Origin of the sequence: Aeromicrobium sp. (assembly GCF_036676885.1) — a bacterium.
In the GTDB taxonomy this organism is placed as follows: Bacteria; Actinomycetota; Actinomycetes; order Propionibacteriales; family Nocardioidaceae; genus Aeromicrobium.
This window is the reverse complement of the sequence record NZ_JAKFCB010000357.1, coordinates 1-16,910: the sequence shown is the minus strand read 5'-3', so window position 1 is coordinate 16,910 and position 16,910 is coordinate 1. Positions and strand designations below refer to the sequence as shown.

Here is a 16,910-nt window from a genome sequence, read left to right as displayed (position 1 = left end):
CCTTTCTTCGGGCCTTGCCTCGCCCGCGCCTCGAGCGCGGACATGCACGACCAACGGCAGCTAGAAGGCGGTCAGGTAGCGGTCGATCTCCCACGCGCTCACGGCGGCGTGGTACTCGCGGAACTCGGTCCGCTTGAGCGCGGCGAAGTAGTCCGACACGCCGGGGCCGGCGGCGTCGAGCACGCCACACACGACCGGATCGGCGGCCATCAGGTCGATGGCCTCGAGCAACGTGCTCGGCAGTTCTCCCTCGGGCCCGCTGCCGATCGGGCCCGGATGAGCGCCGCGGGCAATGCCGTCGAGGCCGGCGCCGAGCGCGCCGGCAACCGCGAGATAGGGATTGGCGGAGGCGTCGCCGCCGCGCATCTCGATGCGCTGGTCGTCGGGCACCCGGATGTAGTGGGTGCGGTCGTTGCCGCCGTAGGTGGGCGTCCGCGGGGCCCACGACGCGCCCGATGCGGTGGCGACCGCGCCGGTCCGCTTGTAGGAGTTGACTGTCGGGGCGATCAGGCCCTGCAGTGCCTGAGCGTGCTCCAGGATGCCCGCGACGAAGCCGTACGCCGTCGGGGAGAGCCCGAGCCCCGACTCGTCGTCACCCGGGAAGACCGGCTCGTCGTTCGACGAGAGGGACAGGTGCAGGTGCAGCCCGCTGCCGGTGCGGTCGGAGAACGGTTTCGGCATGAACGTGGCGATCATGCCGCGCTCGGCGGCCATCACGGACAGCAGATAGCGCAGCGTCACCACCCGGTCGGCGGTGGTCAGCGCGTCGGCGTACTCGAAGTTCTGCTCGAACTGGCCGTTGCCGTCCTCGTGATCGTTGGCGTAGTTGCCCCAGCCGAGCTGGTTCATGGCGGTCGAGATCGAGGTGAGGTGGTCATACATCCGGTAGATGCCCCGTGCGTCGTAGCACGGCTGGGCCGCGTCGTCGTCGGGATCCGCGGTGACCAAGCCGCCGTCCGCGGTCCGGCGGACCAGGAAGTACTCGACCTCGGCGCCGACCCACGGCTGGAATCCCATCTCGGCCGCCTTGGCGATCACCGACTTGAGAATCACCCGCGGCGCGTACGGCCACGGCTCGCCGAGCACATGCGGATCGCAGTGGACGAGGGCCAGGCCTTCCTTGACGAATGGGATCGGCGTGAACGATGCAACGTCCGGCATCGCCATCACGTCGGGGTCCTTGGGCTCCTGCCCGAGCGCGCCGACGGCGTACCCGGCGAACCCGACGCCCTCCTCGGCCAGCACGTCGATCGACTCGACCGGCACCAGCTTGGCGCAGGGCTTGCCCCGCAGATCCACGAACAGCGCGAGGACGAACTTGGTGTCCGCCTGTTCGGCGAGCTCTCGCAGCGTCTCCATGGTCCAACTCCGTTTCTTCTAGGTAGTCAATGTATAGCGTGAGTAAACATGCACTCACAAGCGAACGTGATCAGGAACGCAGCCACGGCACGACCTCGTGCCGGTAGTCCGCGAACCCCTTGTACGTCGCGAGGTCCTCCGGCAGCTCCTCGATGACCGTCGCCAGCTGGCGGGCCCAGGTCGGGATCACCTTGATCTCGTCGAGCGAGGCCATGTGGGTGCGGATGTTGAACGTGACGGCACCGGTCATCGGCAGTCGGATGAAGTGCTCGACCTCGATCCGCAGCTGGAGGTCACCCCAGCGGCCATCGCGGACGAGGACCGGGACATCCGTGCCCCATTCGGGCAGCTCCTCGAGGCTCACGTCGAGCTTGCGGGACCCGGACGCCGAGAGCGTCCAGTTCACCCGCCGGTAGACCTTGTCGGCCGGCAGCCGCATGAGGAACTGCTCCGCGCGGGCGGTGATCCCGTCCCTGGTCAGTCCCGGCACAGGGCTGTGGATCTCGTACATGTCCATGCCGACGTCGAACGACACCGACCAGGCGGCGGCGAACGTCACGGCGCCGGCGTCGAAGTAGAGCCGCCCGTCGCGCTCGACGACCAACAGCAGGTCGTCAGGCACCTCGCGGGCGAGGAACTCGAACGGCCCGTACGGGATCGAGCCCCACTCCCCCAGCACGAACTCCTGATCGGTGCCGAGCAAGAGGTTCCGCCAGCGGAACCGGCGCGGGTCATCGCCGACGTTCTCGTCGAGGTGCATCAGCTCGGGATACGACCGGTCGAGATCGCGGAAGTAGTACAACAGCAGGTCCCACGCCGCGAGCTCCATGCCGGGCCGCAGCTTGACCCGGTGCGGATCCTCGTCGAGGATCCGCCGGCGGTCGGCCATCATCGCGGGGTACTCCGCGCCGCCGAGGTCGACGATCGTCCGGCCCCACTCGCCGGCGGCGGTCGGCCGCGGGACCATCGCGGGGTCCACGTTGACGCTGTAGCGGAACTCCGACAGGTCGTCGGGGAACGGCCACGGCAAGGTCGCGCAGTGGTCCACCGGACGGGACAGGTATGCCGCCGCAGCCGGGCTCAGCTCTTGGGAGTGGGTCTCGACGCTCACAGGTCCACCTCGATGTTCGATCCTTCCGGTCCTCGGGAGACGCAGCAGAGCATCGTGTCCCCGCGGCTCTTGTCCTCGTCGGAGAGCACCAGATCGCGATGCTCGATGTCACCGCTCCGGACGGGGATCCGGCACTCGCCGCACACGCCCTGGCGGCACAGACTCGGTACCGGCACACCGTGGTCGAGCAAGCTCTGCAGGAGCGAGACGCCGGACGCGACGTCGATCGTGTGCCCGGTCGAGGCAACCGTGGCGGTGAAGGGGCTGCCCGGATCCTGCTCGGGAGCCGTGAAGCGTTCGAGGTGCACCCGCGCCTTCGGCCAGCCGGCCGCTGCGGCGAGCTGCTGGTAGCTGTCGAGCATCGACACGGGACCGCACGCGTACGCATGGGTGCCGAGCGGCTGGACGGCGAGGCGGTCGGCGAGCAGCGCCAGCGTCTCATCCACGGAGGTGGCCTCGAACAACGCGATGCCTGGCGCCCCGGTGAGCGCCGCGATGTCCTCGCGATGCGCGGCGTGCCCGGGCCGGTACGAGTAGACGACGTCCGCGGTGCCACCAGCCCTCGCAATCGCACGGGCGTGGGACAGGACGGGCGTCACCCCGATACCGCCGGCGACGAGCAGCGCGTGCCGCTGTCCGAGGATCGGCGCGAACATCGATCGCGGCCCTTCGACCTCGAGCAGGTCACCCGCGCTGAGGTTGTCGTGCAGCCAGTCCGAGCCGCCGCCGTCGCCGCGCCGCATGACCGAGATGCCGTACGCCATGGGGTTCAGCCCGTCGCCGACGAGCGAGTAGGCGTTGCGCTTGTCCCCCGCAGTGACGATCAGGTGGCTGCCCGGCTGGTACGCCGCCAGCGCCCCGCCACCAGGGTGGGCCAGCTCGAAGTGCGCGATCGTCTCCGTCAGCCGGACGACCCGGGCGACCCGCAGCCGGCGCGGCGCTGTCTCGTAGGCGGGATGCAGGTGCCGGGAGGCGTGTGCCGTTGCCGTCATGGGACCAGCTCCCGTGCCTGGGCGTCCGAGGCGAGGTAGCTCCCCAGGACAGCGGAATGGTGTTCGTGCACCTCGAGGCGGCGATGACATCCCGGACATGCCACTTCGCCGCCTGGAACAGCAGCCACGCGGTGCGTGCCACGGCAGTGCGCGCAGTACACCGGCAGGTCTCGCTCGTGGGTCACCCGGCTTGCCAGCTCGGGTGGCAGGGCGCCGCGCTCACGAGCGAACGCGAGCGCCTGCATGACGTCGTACCGGCCGCCGGCGATGAGGCACCGCACACCGACACAGGTCTGTCCGAGCACCGTGGCGAGCACATCACGGTCGGCCTGCGAGTCCATCGAGTCGAGGACGACCAGCGTGGTCGGCGCGACCCCCTCGGCCTCCGCGGTCCACGCCTGGGTCACGCTCGCCGTCACCGGGTCCGTGCCGATCGCAATCACGAGGTAGGACGCGGCGGTCAGGTCCAAGCCGGCAGTCATGACAGGTCCCCGGAGGCCTGCAGCCACGCGGCCGCCCGGTCCTTGTACTTGATGATGCCCTTGTAGTCGGCCATGTCCTCGGGCAGCTCCGCGAGGACCTGGGCCGTGCGGATCCGCCACGGCTCGACCTTGGCCACGTGCTCGAGCGGAAGCAGGTAGGTGCGGATCAGGAACATGATCGCCCCGGACTCGGGCAACCTGATCAGGTGCTGGACCTCCACTCGCAGGTGCACGAGGCGCCCGAACGTCACGTCGTCGACGCGCTGGATCATCTCCCGGTCCGGCCCCCACTCCGGGTAGAGCTCGGTGGAGACGTCGAGGCGGCGGCCGATCGTCAAGGTCCAGTTGGTCCGCCGGTATGGCTGATGCGGCTGGAGCCGCTTGAGGAACTCGTGGGCGCGGGTGATGATGCCCTCCTCACGCAACCTCGGCACCGGGCCGTGGATCTCGAGGAAGCTCATGCCGACGTCGAAGCCGAAGCTCCAGTCGGCGGCGAAGGTGACCACGCCTGCGTCACCCCACAGCTGGTCGGCCCGCTGGTCGAGGAGCACGATGTCGTCCTGGACCTGCGAGGCGATGTAGCCGAGTGGCTCGTCGGGCAGGGTGCGCTCGTCGCCGTACGTGAACTCGAGGACCTCGTCCAGGACCCGGTTCTCCCACAGCCAGCGGTGGGGTCCGGTGCGGGCGAGCGACATCCGCCCCGGGTATGCGACGGCCAGCTCGTGCATCAGGGTCAACAGCGCATCCCAGGCTGCGCCGCGCATGTGCGGGAGAACGACGTGGCGGCCAGGGTCCTTCGCCAGGATGTCCTTGCGCTCGGCAAGCTCTCGTCGGTACTCGGCGTCGACGTCCACGACGGCAGCGCCCCACTGGCCCGCAGGCGTGGTCACCAGACTCGGCGACGGCGAGACGTTGGTGCTGTAGCGGTAACGGTCCTCGACGAACGGGAAGGGGAATCCCGCGATCAGCGACGCCCCCGGATCGATCGGGGCAGGCACGGTCAAGCTCATCGGAGCGACACCTCCAGGGTGGGTCCGTCGGCGCGGGAGACGCAGCACATCAGGACGTCGGCCGCCTCCTTCTCGTCCTCGGTGAGGAACAGGTCGCGGTGCAGAGGCCTGCCACCGACCACCGGGACGCGGCACTCGCCGCACACCCCTTGCCTGCAGAGGTTCGGGATGTCGTGGCCGGCCTCCAGGAGGGCCTCGAGCAGACTGGTCCCGCTCGGGACGTCGAGCGTCGTCCCGCTCTCGGCGACAGTCACCGTGAACGGCTCGCCCGGATCGAGCACATCGATGCCGAACCGCTCCGAGTGGAGCCGCGACGGCGGCCAGCCCAGCTCGGCGGCCCGAGCGAGGACGTGGTCCATCATCGCGGTGGGCCCGCAGACGTACAGGTGCGTCCCGAGTGGCTGCGCAGCGAGCACCTCCTCCAGGCGGGCGACGAAGCCGGCCTGGTCGGTGTAGAGCTCGAGACGATCACCGGCGAGCTCCCGGAGCTCTGCGACGTGGGCGCCCCGGCCCTCGCGGTGCGCGTAGAGAACCTGCACGTCCCGGCCCCACTGATCGGCGGCGCGTACGTGCGACAGGATCGGCGTCACGCCGATGCCACCGGCGACCAGTAGATGGCGGGTCGCCTTGCTCGCGGGCGCGAACGCGCTGCGCGGCAGCCGGGCTTCGACTACGTCGCCGACGGACAGCTCGTCGTGGATCCACCTGGAACCCCCGGCGCCGTCGTCGAGCCGAAGCACCGAGATCGAGTAGGTCGGCGGGCACACCGCGTCGCCGGTGAGGCTGTAGGCGTTGGTGCGCCCCCCGCAGTCCACCACCAGGTGGCTGCCGGGCACGTACGTCGGCAGCACCTCGCTCCCGTCCGCGGCCGCGAAGGTCACGCTGCGAACGCCCGGCACCGGATCGTCGAGCGCCGTCACGACGAGCTCGAGTGCTGTCATGACGCGACCTCCGCCGACAGCCCGTCAGGAAGAGCCTCGGCGTCGATCTGGAATCCCAGGAAGCGGCCGGTGCGCCGCGACACGTGGTGGTAGACCAGCAGGCTCCGGCCACAGCCGCGACACCGAACCACGTCGTCGATCTCCGCCTCCACGGCAGAGGTCGAGGTGCAGTGCGAACACCACACGTCGATCGTGCCCTTTGCGGTCGCGGCGACGTGCAGCTCGTCGTCCTCGACCCCGGCATTGACGGCCACACCCCGCAGGGCGAGGCACGAGCTCACCGGACCGGCGATCCGGACCCGTACGCCCACCTGCGCCTCGGCGAGAGCGGCGGCCAGGTCGACACCGACGTAGTCAGCGTGGTCACCGACCACCCGCGCGACGGGATGCCCCGACAGCGCGTCGGCCCAGGTGGCCACTTGCTCCCGGCCCTGCGCGCCGACCCCGACGAGGAGATACGACGCCCCACCGCAGTCCGGCTCGGGCGCCACCGTCGGACTGGCGGTCGCCCACAACGGGACGCTTGTGTGCTCGAGCTTCGGCATCCGGGTCAACCTCAGAGCAGGCCGGCGTCGCGATGACCCGTGTAGAACGCGAGTGCATACGACGGTGTGCTGAAGTAGATCTTGGAGCCCTTGGGAAAGAAGATCGCATCCTTGGCCCTGGCCACGACGGTCTGGCCGGTCTCCTTGTTCTCCAGGAGGAACTCCCCCTCGAGGACGACCTTCATCTCGTCGTACTTGTACTCGTACAGCAGCGGCTCGTCGGTGTGCTTGAGCTCGAAGAAGCCGCTGCACATGACGCTGCCGTCAGGATTCTCGTAGACGTCACCGATGAATCCCTCGGTGCCCGGATACTCCTCGTCGGGCATCTTCGGGAGGTTCTTCCAGGCGTCGGCGGTCACCTTGAAGGGGGCTTGGGTGGCGATGTTCACGAACTGTCTCCGTTCCCTCGGAGTGGATATTGGTCCCTCTCATGAAACAGGCAGCGTGTTTCTGCTGTGTTAGATGTGCGTACCTATTTGGGTTTCCCCGATCGCCGGCCGCTCGAGTGCGCCGGCCTTCAGGCCCACCCCGGTCGCGCCCAGGTGCCGGGCGCCGGCCATCAGCGCGGCAAGAGTGCGGGCGGCGGTGTCGTGGTCGAGGCCGGCCGGAGGGCGGATGTTGGAGACGCAGTTGCGCTCCGAATCGAGCCGGCCGGGCCTCGGCTGCCAGGTGAGGTAGGCGCCGAGGCTGTCGCTGCTCGAAAGACCTGGGCGCTCGCCGATGAGGACCAGCACGAGCCGGGCACCCAGCGCTGCCCCGACGTGGTCGCCGAGCGCGACCCGCGCCTGGGTCGCGACGACCGGCGCCGCGACAGCAGTCGCCGCGTCGAGCAGCGGGAGGAGCGATCGCAGGAGGGGTACGGCGTGCGTGGTGACTGCGGCGGCGGAGAGCCCGTCGGCGAGCACGACCGCGAGGTCGCACTGGCCTGGCGAATGCAGCTCGTCGACAACGCCGGGGGCGGGCGTGCGGCCCAGATCCGGCCGGGTCAGGTACGTTGCCCGGTCCGGCGCTGCCGATGCGATCGCGGCCGGCTCACCGAGACCGAGCCCACGAAGCTCTTCGAGTAGGGGCTCGACATCGAGCGGCAGGTGCACGGCGTCCCTCGCCAGTGCATGAGCGGCACCGGCTTCGAGGACGGCACGGGTCGTCAGGGCAGTACCAGCGCGACCGAGACCGATCCGTGCCGGCGTCGTGGTCCGGAGCAGGGACCAGAAGTCACTCACGCGGGCCTCCCCAACGCACGGAGTGGACTGGTGGCCGGGTCGACGGTCCGCACCCCACCGTCGCCGTCGAGCAGGCCGAGGCCGGCCAACCACGCCTCGAACTCGGGTGCCGCGCGCTTGCCGAGGACCTGCCGGGCGTACAGCGCGTCGTGGAAGGAGGTGGACTGGTAACCGAGCATGACGTCGTCAGCACCCGGTACCGCGATGACAAAGGTGCAGCCCGCGACACCCAGCAGTGTGAGCAGCGTGTCCATGTCGTCCTGATCGGCCTCGGCGTGATTGGTGTAGCAGACGTCAACACCCATCGGTAGGCCGAGGAGCTTGCCGCAGAAGTGGTCCTCGAGGCCCGCGCGGGCGATCTGCTTGCCGTCGTAGAGATACTCCGGACCGATGAAGCCGACGACGGTGTTGACGAGAAACGGGTCGAATGCCCGAGCGACGCCGTACGCCCTGGCCTCCAGGGTCTGTTGGTCCACGGGACGGCCGTCGGTGCCCAGGTGAGCCCCAGCGCTCAGTGCGGACCCCTGCCCGGTCTCGAAGTACATGGCGTTGTCGCCGACAGTTCCACGGCCGAGTCCCCGTGCCGCGTCATGCGCCTCGGCGAGCATGGCGAGCTCAACGCCGAAGCCGGCATTGGCGCCCTGGGTGCCGGCGATCGACTGGAACACCAGGTCCACCGGGTGGCCGGCGGCGATCAGGTCGAGCGTCGTGGTGACGTGGGTCAGCACGCACGACTGGGTCGGGATCTCATAACGCACTCGTACGTCATCCAGGAGCGTGAGGAGACGCGCCACCGTACGCGGATCGTCGGAGGCGGGGTTGATTCCGATGACCGCGTCACCGGACCCCATCAGCAGACCGTCGAGGACGACCGCCGCGACTCCGGCTGGGTCATCCGTCGGATGATTGGGCTGGAGCCGGGTCGACAGGCGGCCCGGCAGTCCGAGCGTCGTGCGAAAACCCGTGACGACCTCGGTCGCGGCGGCGACGGCGATCAGGTCCTGGTTGCGCATCAGCTTGGACACCGCAGCGACCATCTCCGGGGTCAGTCCCGGGCCGACTCGCCGCAGGGTCGGGGCCGGGTCCGGACCGGAGGCGACACCCAGGAGCCATTCGCGGAGGCCGCCAACCGTCAGATGGCTGACCTCGGAGAACGCCTGCGCATCGTGGCTGTCGAGGATCAGCCGGGTGACATCGTCGGCCTCGGGCGGGACGACGTGCTCGGTGAGGAATGTGGGCAGCGGAACGTCGGCGAGCGCCCACCGCGCCGCGGCCCGCTCGGCGTCGCTGTGGGCGGCGCACCCGGCGAGCACGTCGCCCGAACGCATCGGTGTGGCCTTGGCGAGCAGGTCGACGAGGCCGTCGAAGCCGTACGTCCTGCCGTGCAGGGTTTGCTGGTATCTCACCCTCGCAGAGGCTAGCGAGTGGATGTTTCGGCGAGGTGTCACCTGCTGGACGTCGCCGATCAGGTGCTTCACAATCCGCTGATATCAGAATTCACCAGCGCATCTGGCAGTAAACTCTCCGATCGGGGACTGCTTGGAGAAGGACGTCGGTGTGAAGCGGTTTGGCCTCATGGTTGCCCTCGCGGCAAGCCTCGTCGTGGGCCTCTCCTCGACGTCGATCGCGGACGCCCCGGACACCGGCTCAACAGCCAAGGCCAGTGCCTATGTCGGGCCCAGCGTGGTCCATGTCGAGACCACCTACAGGGCGAAGGTCTTCAACGCCAACGTCCCGGCGTACGTCCCCGATGAAGCCGGACGCCCGAAGGTCTTCACCGTCACGGTTGGCTGCACGGGGTTCATCGTGAACTCCGCGGGATACGTGGCCACTGCCGGCCACTGCGTGGACCCCAAGGCGATCAATCGCAGGTTCGTGGAGGCGGCGGTCGCCTGGTACATCCGCCTCGGAGCGGACGGCACCCCAAGCCAGGTCCTCCAACAGGCCGACTTCGTCATCAGGACGGCCAACCCCGACAGCGAGCGCCGGAACGCTGATCGAGGCGCCATCCGCGTCGCCTGGGGATCTGCGGATTCACAGCAGAAGAAGGCCCGGCTCATCAACGCCCAGTCGGCGGCACAAGGCGACGCGGCGTTGCTCAGGATCGGCGGCACTGACCTGCGCGCGGTCGAGCTCGCCACGAGTCGGGATCTCGAGATCGGCACAGGCGTCGTCTCGGCCGGCTATGCGAACGCGGTGGACGACGACTTCCAGCCGTCATACGAAGCCGGAGAGATCAGGTCCGCCAAGGCTGTTGGCGACGGGTCGGTGTTCGAGGTCTCCGCAGCGCTGACGCCCGGGATGAGTGGCGGCCCCGCCACAACCACGGACGGGGATGTCATCGGGTTCAACAGCTACCTGGCCGCTCAGAATGACGGAGAGTCAGACCAGTTCCAGTTCATCGGGTCATCAGACCGCATCATGGCAAGCCTTTCCGCCGCCGGCGTCACGAATGAGCTCGGTCCGACGAGCAAGAAGTACGCGGCGGGCCTCGACGCGTACTTCGCCGGGGACAAGAAGCGAGCGGTGGAGCTGCTGCAAGCCGTGGTTGACGCGCAGCCGACGCACCCGACAGCTCAGCTGTATGCCGACCGGGCGAGGGAGCTGAGCGAAGGCAGCAGCAGCGGCTTCCCGATCGCCCTCGTGCTCGGTCTCGCCGTCACCGTCGTGGCCGTCATCGGGGCCATCGCCCTCCTGATGCGGCTGGCACGACGAGAACGCCCCGACGTACGCGATGAGGTCGTGGCGCGACGGTTGGAGTCCCTCATCGACCCACCGGCGCCCGATCGTGAGGCCAGCATCAGCTCGGATGTGGGCGAGCACGAGCACATGGAGCGCAGGTAGTGCGGTGTCCCCCGTACGCCGTTGAGGCACTGCCGGCGATGTCCGTGCATCCGGCTGCCGAAATGCGGAATCCCGGCACTCTTCAAGACTCTGAAGAGTACCGGGATTCTGGTGATTTCAACGGTCGGGCTGACAGGATTTGAACCTGCGACCCCCTGACCCCCAGTCAGGTGCGCTACCAAGCTGCGCTACAGCCCGTTGTACCGAAGAGGAACTTTACCGCAGCGTGCTGCGCGTCCCTGCAGCGGTCGATCAGCGACGCTCGCGCTTCTTGCGCGGACGCTGCTGCAGGTGGATCGGCGATCCGACGAAGCCGAACTCCTCGCGGAGCCTGCGCTCGATGAATCGCATGTATGACGCCTCGAGCTTGCCCGAGGTGAACAGCACGAACGTCGGCGGCGCCGTGGAAGCCTGCGTGCCGAACATGATCTTGGGCTGCTTGCCGCCGCGCACCGGGTGCGGGTGCTCGGCGACGAGACGGCCGAGGAACGCGTTGAGCGCTCCCGTGGTCACGCGGGTCTCCCAGCCCTCGAGGGCGGCATCCAGCGCGCGTACGAGCCGGTCGACGTGCCAGCCCGTGCGGGCCGTGATGTTGATCGTCGGGGCCCAGGGCACCTGGACGAGCTCGCGCTCGATCTCGCGCTCGAGGTAGTAGCGGCGCTCCTCGTCGACGAGGTCCCACTTGTTGAACGCGATGATCAGCGCACGACCGGCTTCGGCGACCGAGCTGATGATGCGGGTGTCCTGCTCGGTGAGCGGCTGGCTGCCGTCGATGATCACGACGGCGACCTCGGCACGATCGATCGCCGAGCTCGTGCGCAGGCTGGCGTAGTACTCGTGACCCGACGCATCGCGTACGCGCCGGCGGATGCCCGCGGTGTCGATGAAGTTCCAGGTGCGGCCGCCCAGCGTGACGATCTCGTCGACCGGGTCGACCGTCGTGCCGGAGGCATCGTCGACGACGACGCGCTCCTCGCCGGCGAGCCGGTTGAGCAGGCTGGACTTGCCGACGTTGGGCTTGCCGACGATCGCGACGCGGCGCGGACCCTGCGGAGCGTCGAAGTCCTCGGGCGGCGGGTCGGGCAGCGCCTCGAGCACGGCGTCGAGCATGTCGCCGCTCCCCCGGCCGTGCAGCGCGGACACGGGGTAGGGCTCACCGAGCCCGAGGTTCCACAGCCCCGCGGCCTCGGCCTCGGCGCGCTGGTCGTCGACCTTGTTGGCCGCGAGCACGACGGGCTTCTTGGCGGCGCGGAGGATGCGGACGACCTTCTCGTCGACGTCCGTGATGCCGACCGTCGCGTCGACGACGAACAACACGGCGTCGGCGACCTGGATCGCGATCTCGGCCTGGGCGGCGATGCGCTCGGCCAGCCCGCGGGCGTCGGGGTCCCAACCGCCGGTGTCGACCACCGTGAACGCGCGGCCGTTCCAGACCGCGTCGTACGACACGCGGTCGCGGGTCACGCCGGGCACGTCCTCGACGACAGCTTCCCGGCGACCGATGATGCGGTTGACCAGGGTCGACTTGCCGACGTTGGGGCGCCCGATCACAGCGAGAACGGGTACAACGTCAGCCATCAGTGGATCCTGTCGGGAGGGGGCCGGGGAGGTCGCGCTTGAGCACTGACTTGGCCCGGGAGACATGAGCACGCAGATGATCGCGGATCTGATCACCTGCGTCTGCCATCATCCCACGATCTCGCGGCCAAACCTGCATCGGCAGCTGGATCGGCTCGCCGTAGACGATGTCCAGGCGGGCATTCTTCGCCGGACGGGCGCTCGCGGGCTCACCTGGTTGACGGGTTCCGAAGATCGCGATCGGCACGACCGGTGCTCCCGAGACCAGCGCGAGATAGGCCACGCCGTTCTTGAAGTTGTCGAACTCCCCCGCCCCACGGGTCGATTCGGGATAGATCAGCACGACCTGCCCAGCGGCGAGCGCCTGCACCGCACGGCGGATGGCGCCGGTGTCGTTGCGGGTGCGGCTGACCTTGATCTGGCCGACGAACTGCAGGAGGCGACCGGTGTGGCCGTGGAACTCCTCTTCCTTGACCAGTGCGTGGGGCGGCCGCGGCGCCGTGATGAACAGCAGCGGGCCGTCGAGCCAGCCGATGTGGTTGCTCGCCAGGATCACCGGCCCGGTCCTCGGGACGTGCTCGTGACCGTGCTCGTGGATGTCCCAGCGCCGCTTGAAGTGCCCGCGCGCCAGGCGCCGTACGAGGCGCAGTCCGCGTTCGGGCAGTCCTTCGGCGGAGCTCATCGCGCGGCGTCGACGATCCCGACGATCGTGTCGATGACCTCTTCGAGGGTCAGGTGGGTGCCGTCGACCACGATGGCGCCCTCGGCCTTGGCCAGCGGCGACGCGGCCCTGGTCGAGTCGATCTCGTCGCGGCGGGCCAGCGCCAGCTCGGTCGCGGCGGTGTCGCTTGCGCCGGTCTCGAGGGCACGGCGAGCGGCCCGCGCCGCGGGGTCCGCGACCAGGTAGATCTTGACCGGCGCGTCAGGCGCGACGGTCGAGCCGATGTCGCGGCCCTCGACGACGATCCCGTCGCTCTGGGCGATCGTGTCGCGCTGCAGGTCGACCAGCATCTCCCGGACTCGCGGCACCGCCGCGACGAGGCTGACCGATCCCGTGACGTCGTCGCTGCGAATCGGTGCGGCGACATCTGTGTCGTCGACGTGGATCGTCGGGTTGAGCGGATCGGTGCCCGACGTCAGGCGTACGTCCTCGGCAGCCTTGGCGATCGCCTCAGGATCGTGCAGGTCGACCCCCCGCTCGATGAGTGCCCAGGTCATGGCGCGGTACATCGCTCCGGTGTCGAGGTAGTCCAGCGACAGCCGGTCGGCGACGCCTCGCGACGTGCTCGACTTGCCCGAACCAGAAGGTCCGTCGATCGCCACGACCAGGGGCTTGCTCACGTGTGCCACTCCTTGTGCTGATGTCTAGCGGTATGCGGACCAACCGCGTGCGGTCAGTGCCTCGACGAGCGTATCCGCCGAGGCCGCCACGACGGCGATCTCGACCTGGCCGACCGGGCGGCCGAGCTCGTGGTCGATGCGGATGTCCTCGATGTTGACCCCGGCCTCGCCGGTGTGGGCCATGAGGCGGGGCAGCTCGCCCGGCCGGTCCGGCACCGAGACGAACACCGTTGCGAGGTCGGCGACCTTGTCGCCATGCTTGCCGGGGATCAGGCGAGTGCCGTCCTGCCCGGACTTGAGCACGCGGCCCAGCCGGTCGGTGTCGGCGCCGATCGAGTCGATGACCCGGTCGAGGTCCTCGCGTACGTGCTGGAGCACCGCGCGCACCTGACCGGCGTTGGCGCCCAGGATGTCCTGCCACAGGGCGATGTCGCTGCCGGCGATGCGCGTGACATCCCGAAGCCCGGGGCCGGCGAGCGCGAGGTGCTCACCCGGTGCGCCGTTGAGCTGGGCCGCGGTCAGCACCGACAAGATGTGTGGGACGTGCGAGACCAGGGCGACCGCGCGATCGTGGTCAGGGGCGTCCATGACGAGCGGGACTCCCCCGACGACCTCGGCCAGCCGGACCACGAGGTCGATCGCGTCCTGATCGGTGCCGGCCGCGGTGGTGACGGCCCAGGGTCGGCCCTCGAACAACCGCGCCGAGGCGGCCATCGGACCGGATCGCTCGCTGCCGGCCATCGGATGACTGCCGACGTAGCGCTCGCTGCCGGCCAGCTGCTCGATCTGCTGCTGCAGGTCCGCCTTGACGCTGGCCACGTCGGTGACCGCCGTCTCGGGCCAGTCCTTCAGCACCCGGCGGACCGTGTCGACGACCTCGGCCGGAGGAACAGCGACGATGACGATCGACGGAGACTCGACCGGGTCGGCGCTGCCGGCTCCCCGGGAGACCGCGAGCTCGAGGTTGGACATCCGGATGTCCTCGAGGTGCACCTCGACGCCTGACTCGACCAGCGCCAGCGCGGCGGACGTGCCGATGAGGCCGCAGCCGATCACCAGGACAGGTCCGGGCAGGGGTGTCTCGGTGGGAGCAGTAGTCACTGGTCAACGCTATCGAACAGGGCACCGAGCTCGTCGCGGGTCAGGTCGCGCATCGTGCCTGACGACAGCCCGCCGAGGTGCAGGGGCCCGAACGCCGTACGGGTCAGCTCGCGTACGGGGTGTCCGGCCGCATCGAGCAGGCGTCGGACGATGCGGTTGCGGCCCATGTGGATGTCGAGCTCGACCAGCGAGCGGCCTCGGGAGGTGTCCTTGACGAGGAACCGGTCGACCTTCGCCGGGCCGTCGTCGAGCTCGATGCCGGCCTTGAGCCTGGCGCCGAGGCTGTCGGGCACCGTGCCGTCGACCAGGGCGACGTACGTCTTGGTGATCTCGAACGACGGGTGCGCCAGCTTGTGGGCCAGGTCGCCGTCGTTGGTCAGGATCAGCAGTCCGGAGGTGTCGGTGTCGAGCCGCCCGACGTGGAACAGGCGGTCCTCGCGGCCGGCGACGATCGATGACAGGTCGGGGCGTCCGCGCTCGTCCGCCATCGACGTGACGATGCCACGGGGCTTGTTGAGCATGACGTAGGCGTGATCGTTGGGCGGCGGTATGCGGGTGCCGTCGACCCGGATCACGTCGGTCAGCGGGTCCACGCGCGCGCCCATCGTGTCGATGATCTCGCCGTTGACCTCGACCCGGCCGTTGGCGATCATGTCGTCGCAGCGTCGCCGACTGCCGAGGCCGGCCTGGGCGAGAACCTTCTGCAGGCGGATCTCAGCCACGCGCGTCGTCTTCGTCGGTCAAGCCCTCGTCGCCGGTTGAGCCCTCTTCGTCGGTCGAGCTTGTCGAGACCTCGCCGGTCGAGCCCTCCTCGCCGGTCGAGCTTGTCGAAACCTCGCCGGTCGAGCCGTCTTCGCCGGTCGAGCTTGTCGAGACCTCGTCCTGTCCTTTCGACAAGCTCAAGGACCCCTCCTCCGCGGCAAGCGCGTCCTCGGCACCGGTCAGGCCCTCGTCCTCCATGTCCTCGAGCTCGGGCAGGTGACCTGCGATGTCGGGCAGCTCGTCGAGACTGCCGAGGCCCATCCGCTCCAGGAAGTAGCTCGTCGTGCGGTAGAGGATCGCGCCGCTCTCCGCATCGACGCCGTCCTCCTCGATCAGGCCGCGGGTGACGAGCGTACGGACGACGCCGTCGACGTTGACACCGCGGATCGCCGAGATGCGTGACCGGCTGATCGGCTGCCGGTATGCCACGACGGCCATCGTCTCGAGCGCCGCCTGGGTCAGCCTGGCCTGCTGGCCGTCGAGGATGAACCGTTCGACCGCGCCCGCGAACTCCTCGCGGGTGAAGAATCGCCAGCCACCGGCGATGTTGCGCAGCTCGAAGCCGCGCCCCTGCTCGGTGTACTCCGCCGCGAGCTCGGCGAGCGCCTGCTCGACGTCGGTCGGGGGGTGTCCGACGGCCTGCGCGAGGGTCAGGTGGTCGAGCGGCTGGTCCGCGACCATGAGCACCGCCTCGAGCGCCGGCCTCAGGTCGAGCATCTCCAGCTCGAGCTCGTGCGGGCCGGTGGGTACGTGCTGGTCAGTCATCACTGCTCTCACGTGGTTGGGGGGTCTGGTCGTCGGTGGTGAGGTCATCGGCGGCGGGCTGCTCGTCCGCGTCCGCGATGACGGGTTCGTCGTCGGGTGCCACCATCGGTTCGTCGAACTCGTCGCCGACGTCGATGTCGCCGTCGTCCGTTCCGGTCCAGCGTACGTGCAGGTCACCCAGCGGCGTCGCCTGCTCGAATGCGATGACACCCTCGCGGAACAGCTCCAGCACGGCGAGGAATCGGGCGACCTTGGTCATCAGGTCCGGTGCGTCGGAGGTCAGGGCGCGGAACGTCATCTCGCCCTTGCGGCGCAGCTGGTCGACCACCAGGTGGGCCTGCTCACGCACGCTGACCTGCGGAGCGTGCAGGTGCGACAGCGACAGGATCGGCACGGGCTTGGCCTCGAACGCCGCCGCGGCGAGCTGTGCCAGCTCCTCGGGGCCTACGGAGATCAGCACCTCCGGGAGCAGATCGGCGAAGCGCGGCTCGAGCGACACGATCCGCGGGAACCGCTTCTGCTCCTCGGCGAGGCGGGTGGCGATGACACCGGCGACCTGCTTGAAAGCGCGGTACTGCATGAGCCTGGCGAACAGCAGGTCACGGGCCTCGAGCAGCGCGAGATCCTCCTCGTCCTCAACCTCGGCCTGCGGCAGCAGCCTGGCGGTCTTGAGGTCGAGCAGCGTCGACGCGACCAGCAGGAAGCTCGTCGTCTGCTCGAGGTCGTCGCCGAGCTCCTTGATGTAGGCGATGAAGTCGCTGGTCACCTTGGACAGCGCGACCTCGGTGATGTCGAGCTGGTGCTTGGAGATCAGCTGGAGCAGCAGGTCGAACGGGCCCTCGAAGTTGGTGAGGCC

General features: G+C 69.2%; 18 protein-coding genes and 1 tRNA gene. 1 reads left to right on the top strand and 18 read right to left on the bottom strand.

The features are described from left to right. Window positions 1-60 precede the first annotated feature (60 nt). The 10 genes from glnT to V6M46_RS16930 all read right to left on the bottom strand — a co-directional run bounded on the left by glnT (window position 61) and on the right by V6M46_RS16930 (window position 9,069). Complete coding sequence (gene glnT, locus V6M46_RS16975) at window positions 61-1,359, bottom strand: type III glutamate--ammonia ligase (RefSeq protein WP_332667241.1); 1,299 nt, start codon at window positions 1,357-1,359, stop codon at window positions 61-63. Window positions 1,360-1,429: 70 nt separating this feature from the next. Further along, window positions 1,430-2,470, bottom strand: coding sequence for a heme-dependent oxidative N-demethylase family protein (locus tag V6M46_RS16970; RefSeq protein WP_332667239.1), 1,041 nt, complete (start codon window positions 2,468-2,470; stop codon window positions 1,430-1,432). Next, window positions 2,467-3,462 carry a PDR/VanB family oxidoreductase gene (locus V6M46_RS16965; RefSeq protein WP_332667237.1) on the bottom strand — a complete coding sequence of 332 codons (996 nt, stop codon included), beginning with the start codon at window positions 3,460-3,462 and terminating at the stop codon, window positions 2,467-2,469. Before V6M46_RS16965 ends, V6M46_RS16970 begins: the two co-directional genes overlap by 4 nt. Continuing rightward, a complete protein-coding gene (locus tag V6M46_RS16960) occupies window positions 3,459-3,944 on the bottom strand; it encodes a dimethylamine monooxygenase subunit DmmA family protein (protein WP_332667235.1) in 486 nt (161 codons plus the stop codon). Before V6M46_RS16960 ends, V6M46_RS16965 begins: the two co-directional genes overlap by 4 nt. Then, window positions 3,941-4,954, bottom strand: coding sequence for a heme-dependent oxidative N-demethylase family protein (locus V6M46_RS16955; protein WP_332667233.1), 1,014 nt, complete (start codon window positions 4,952-4,954; stop codon window positions 3,941-3,943). Before V6M46_RS16955 ends, V6M46_RS16960 begins: the two co-directional genes overlap by 4 nt. Continuing rightward, entirely contained in the window at window positions 4,951-5,895 is a 945-nt protein-coding gene (locus tag V6M46_RS16950) for a PDR/VanB family oxidoreductase (RefSeq protein ID WP_332667231.1), read from the bottom strand. The genes V6M46_RS16955 and V6M46_RS16950 overlap by 4 nt, the downstream gene beginning before the upstream one ends. Further along, window positions 5,892-6,440: a dimethylamine monooxygenase subunit DmmA family protein gene (locus V6M46_RS16945; RefSeq protein WP_332667229.1), complete on the bottom strand. Its 549-nt coding sequence runs from the start codon at window positions 6,438-6,440 to the stop codon at window positions 5,892-5,894. Before V6M46_RS16945 ends, V6M46_RS16950 begins: the two co-directional genes overlap by 4 nt. Before the next feature lie 11 nt (window positions 6,441-6,451). Further along, window positions 6,452-6,829 (bottom strand): hypothetical protein, encoded by a 378-nt coding sequence (locus V6M46_RS16940; RefSeq protein ID WP_332667226.1) that lies wholly within the window; start codon window positions 6,827-6,829, stop codon window positions 6,452-6,454. A 69-nt stretch (window positions 6,830-6,898) separates the two neighbouring features. After that, window positions 6,899-7,663, bottom strand: a complete 765-nt coding sequence (eutC, locus tag V6M46_RS16935) for an ethanolamine ammonia-lyase subunit EutC (RefSeq protein WP_332667224.1) — start codon at window positions 7,661-7,663, stop codon at window positions 6,899-6,901. Beyond that, entirely contained in the window at window positions 7,660-9,069 is a 1,410-nt protein-coding gene (locus V6M46_RS16930) for an ethanolamine ammonia-lyase subunit EutB (RefSeq protein ID WP_332667222.1), read from the bottom strand. The genes eutC and V6M46_RS16930 overlap by 4 nt, the downstream gene beginning before the upstream one ends. A gap of 151 nt (window positions 9,070-9,220) precedes the next feature. Here V6M46_RS16930 and V6M46_RS16925 point away from each other — a divergent pair, with 151 nt between their 5' ends. Continuing rightward, window positions 9,221-10,507, top strand: coding sequence for a S1 family peptidase (locus V6M46_RS16925; protein WP_332667221.1), 1,287 nt, complete (start codon window positions 9,221-9,223; stop codon window positions 10,505-10,507). Window positions 10,508-10,631: 124 nt separating this feature from the next. On the opposite strand, the gene V6M46_RS16920 is transcribed toward V6M46_RS16925, so the two are convergent. The 8 genes from V6M46_RS16920 to V6M46_RS16885 form a co-directional block, all read right to left on the bottom strand. Next, a tRNA-Pro gene (locus V6M46_RS16920) sits at window positions 10,632-10,705 on the bottom strand. Window positions 10,706-10,759: 54 nt separating this feature from the next. After that, complete coding sequence (der, locus tag V6M46_RS16915; protein ID WP_332667219.1) at window positions 10,760-12,085, bottom strand: ribosome biogenesis GTPase Der; 1,326 nt, start codon at window positions 12,083-12,085, stop codon at window positions 10,760-10,762. Then, window positions 12,078-12,767: a lysophospholipid acyltransferase family protein gene (locus tag V6M46_RS16910; RefSeq protein WP_332667218.1), complete on the bottom strand. Its 690-nt coding sequence runs from the start codon at window positions 12,765-12,767 to the stop codon at window positions 12,078-12,080. Before V6M46_RS16910 ends, der begins: the two co-directional genes overlap by 8 nt. Continuing rightward, entirely contained in the window at window positions 12,764-13,426 is a 663-nt protein-coding gene (cmk, locus tag V6M46_RS16905) for a (d)CMP kinase (RefSeq protein ID WP_332667216.1), read from the bottom strand. Before cmk ends, V6M46_RS16910 begins: the two co-directional genes overlap by 4 nt. Before the next feature lie 24 nt (window positions 13,427-13,450). After that, a complete protein-coding gene (locus V6M46_RS16900; RefSeq protein WP_332667214.1) occupies window positions 13,451-14,527 on the bottom strand; it encodes a prephenate dehydrogenase in 1,077 nt (358 codons plus the stop codon). Further along, entirely contained in the window at window positions 14,524-15,249 is a 726-nt protein-coding gene (locus tag V6M46_RS16895) for a pseudouridine synthase (RefSeq protein ID WP_332667212.1), read from the bottom strand. Before V6M46_RS16895 ends, V6M46_RS16900 begins: the two co-directional genes overlap by 4 nt. Continuing rightward, on the bottom strand, window positions 15,242-16,054 hold the full coding sequence (gene scpB / locus V6M46_RS16890; RefSeq protein WP_332667210.1) for an SMC-Scp complex subunit ScpB: 813 nt from the start codon (window positions 16,052-16,054) through the stop codon (window positions 15,242-15,244). The genes V6M46_RS16895 and scpB overlap by 8 nt, the downstream gene beginning before the upstream one ends. Continuing rightward, window positions 16,047-16,910: segregation and condensation protein A (locus tag V6M46_RS16885; RefSeq protein WP_332667208.1), on the bottom strand; the 864-nt coding region annotated here is incomplete at its 5' end. The genes scpB and V6M46_RS16885, both read right to left, overlap by 8 nt.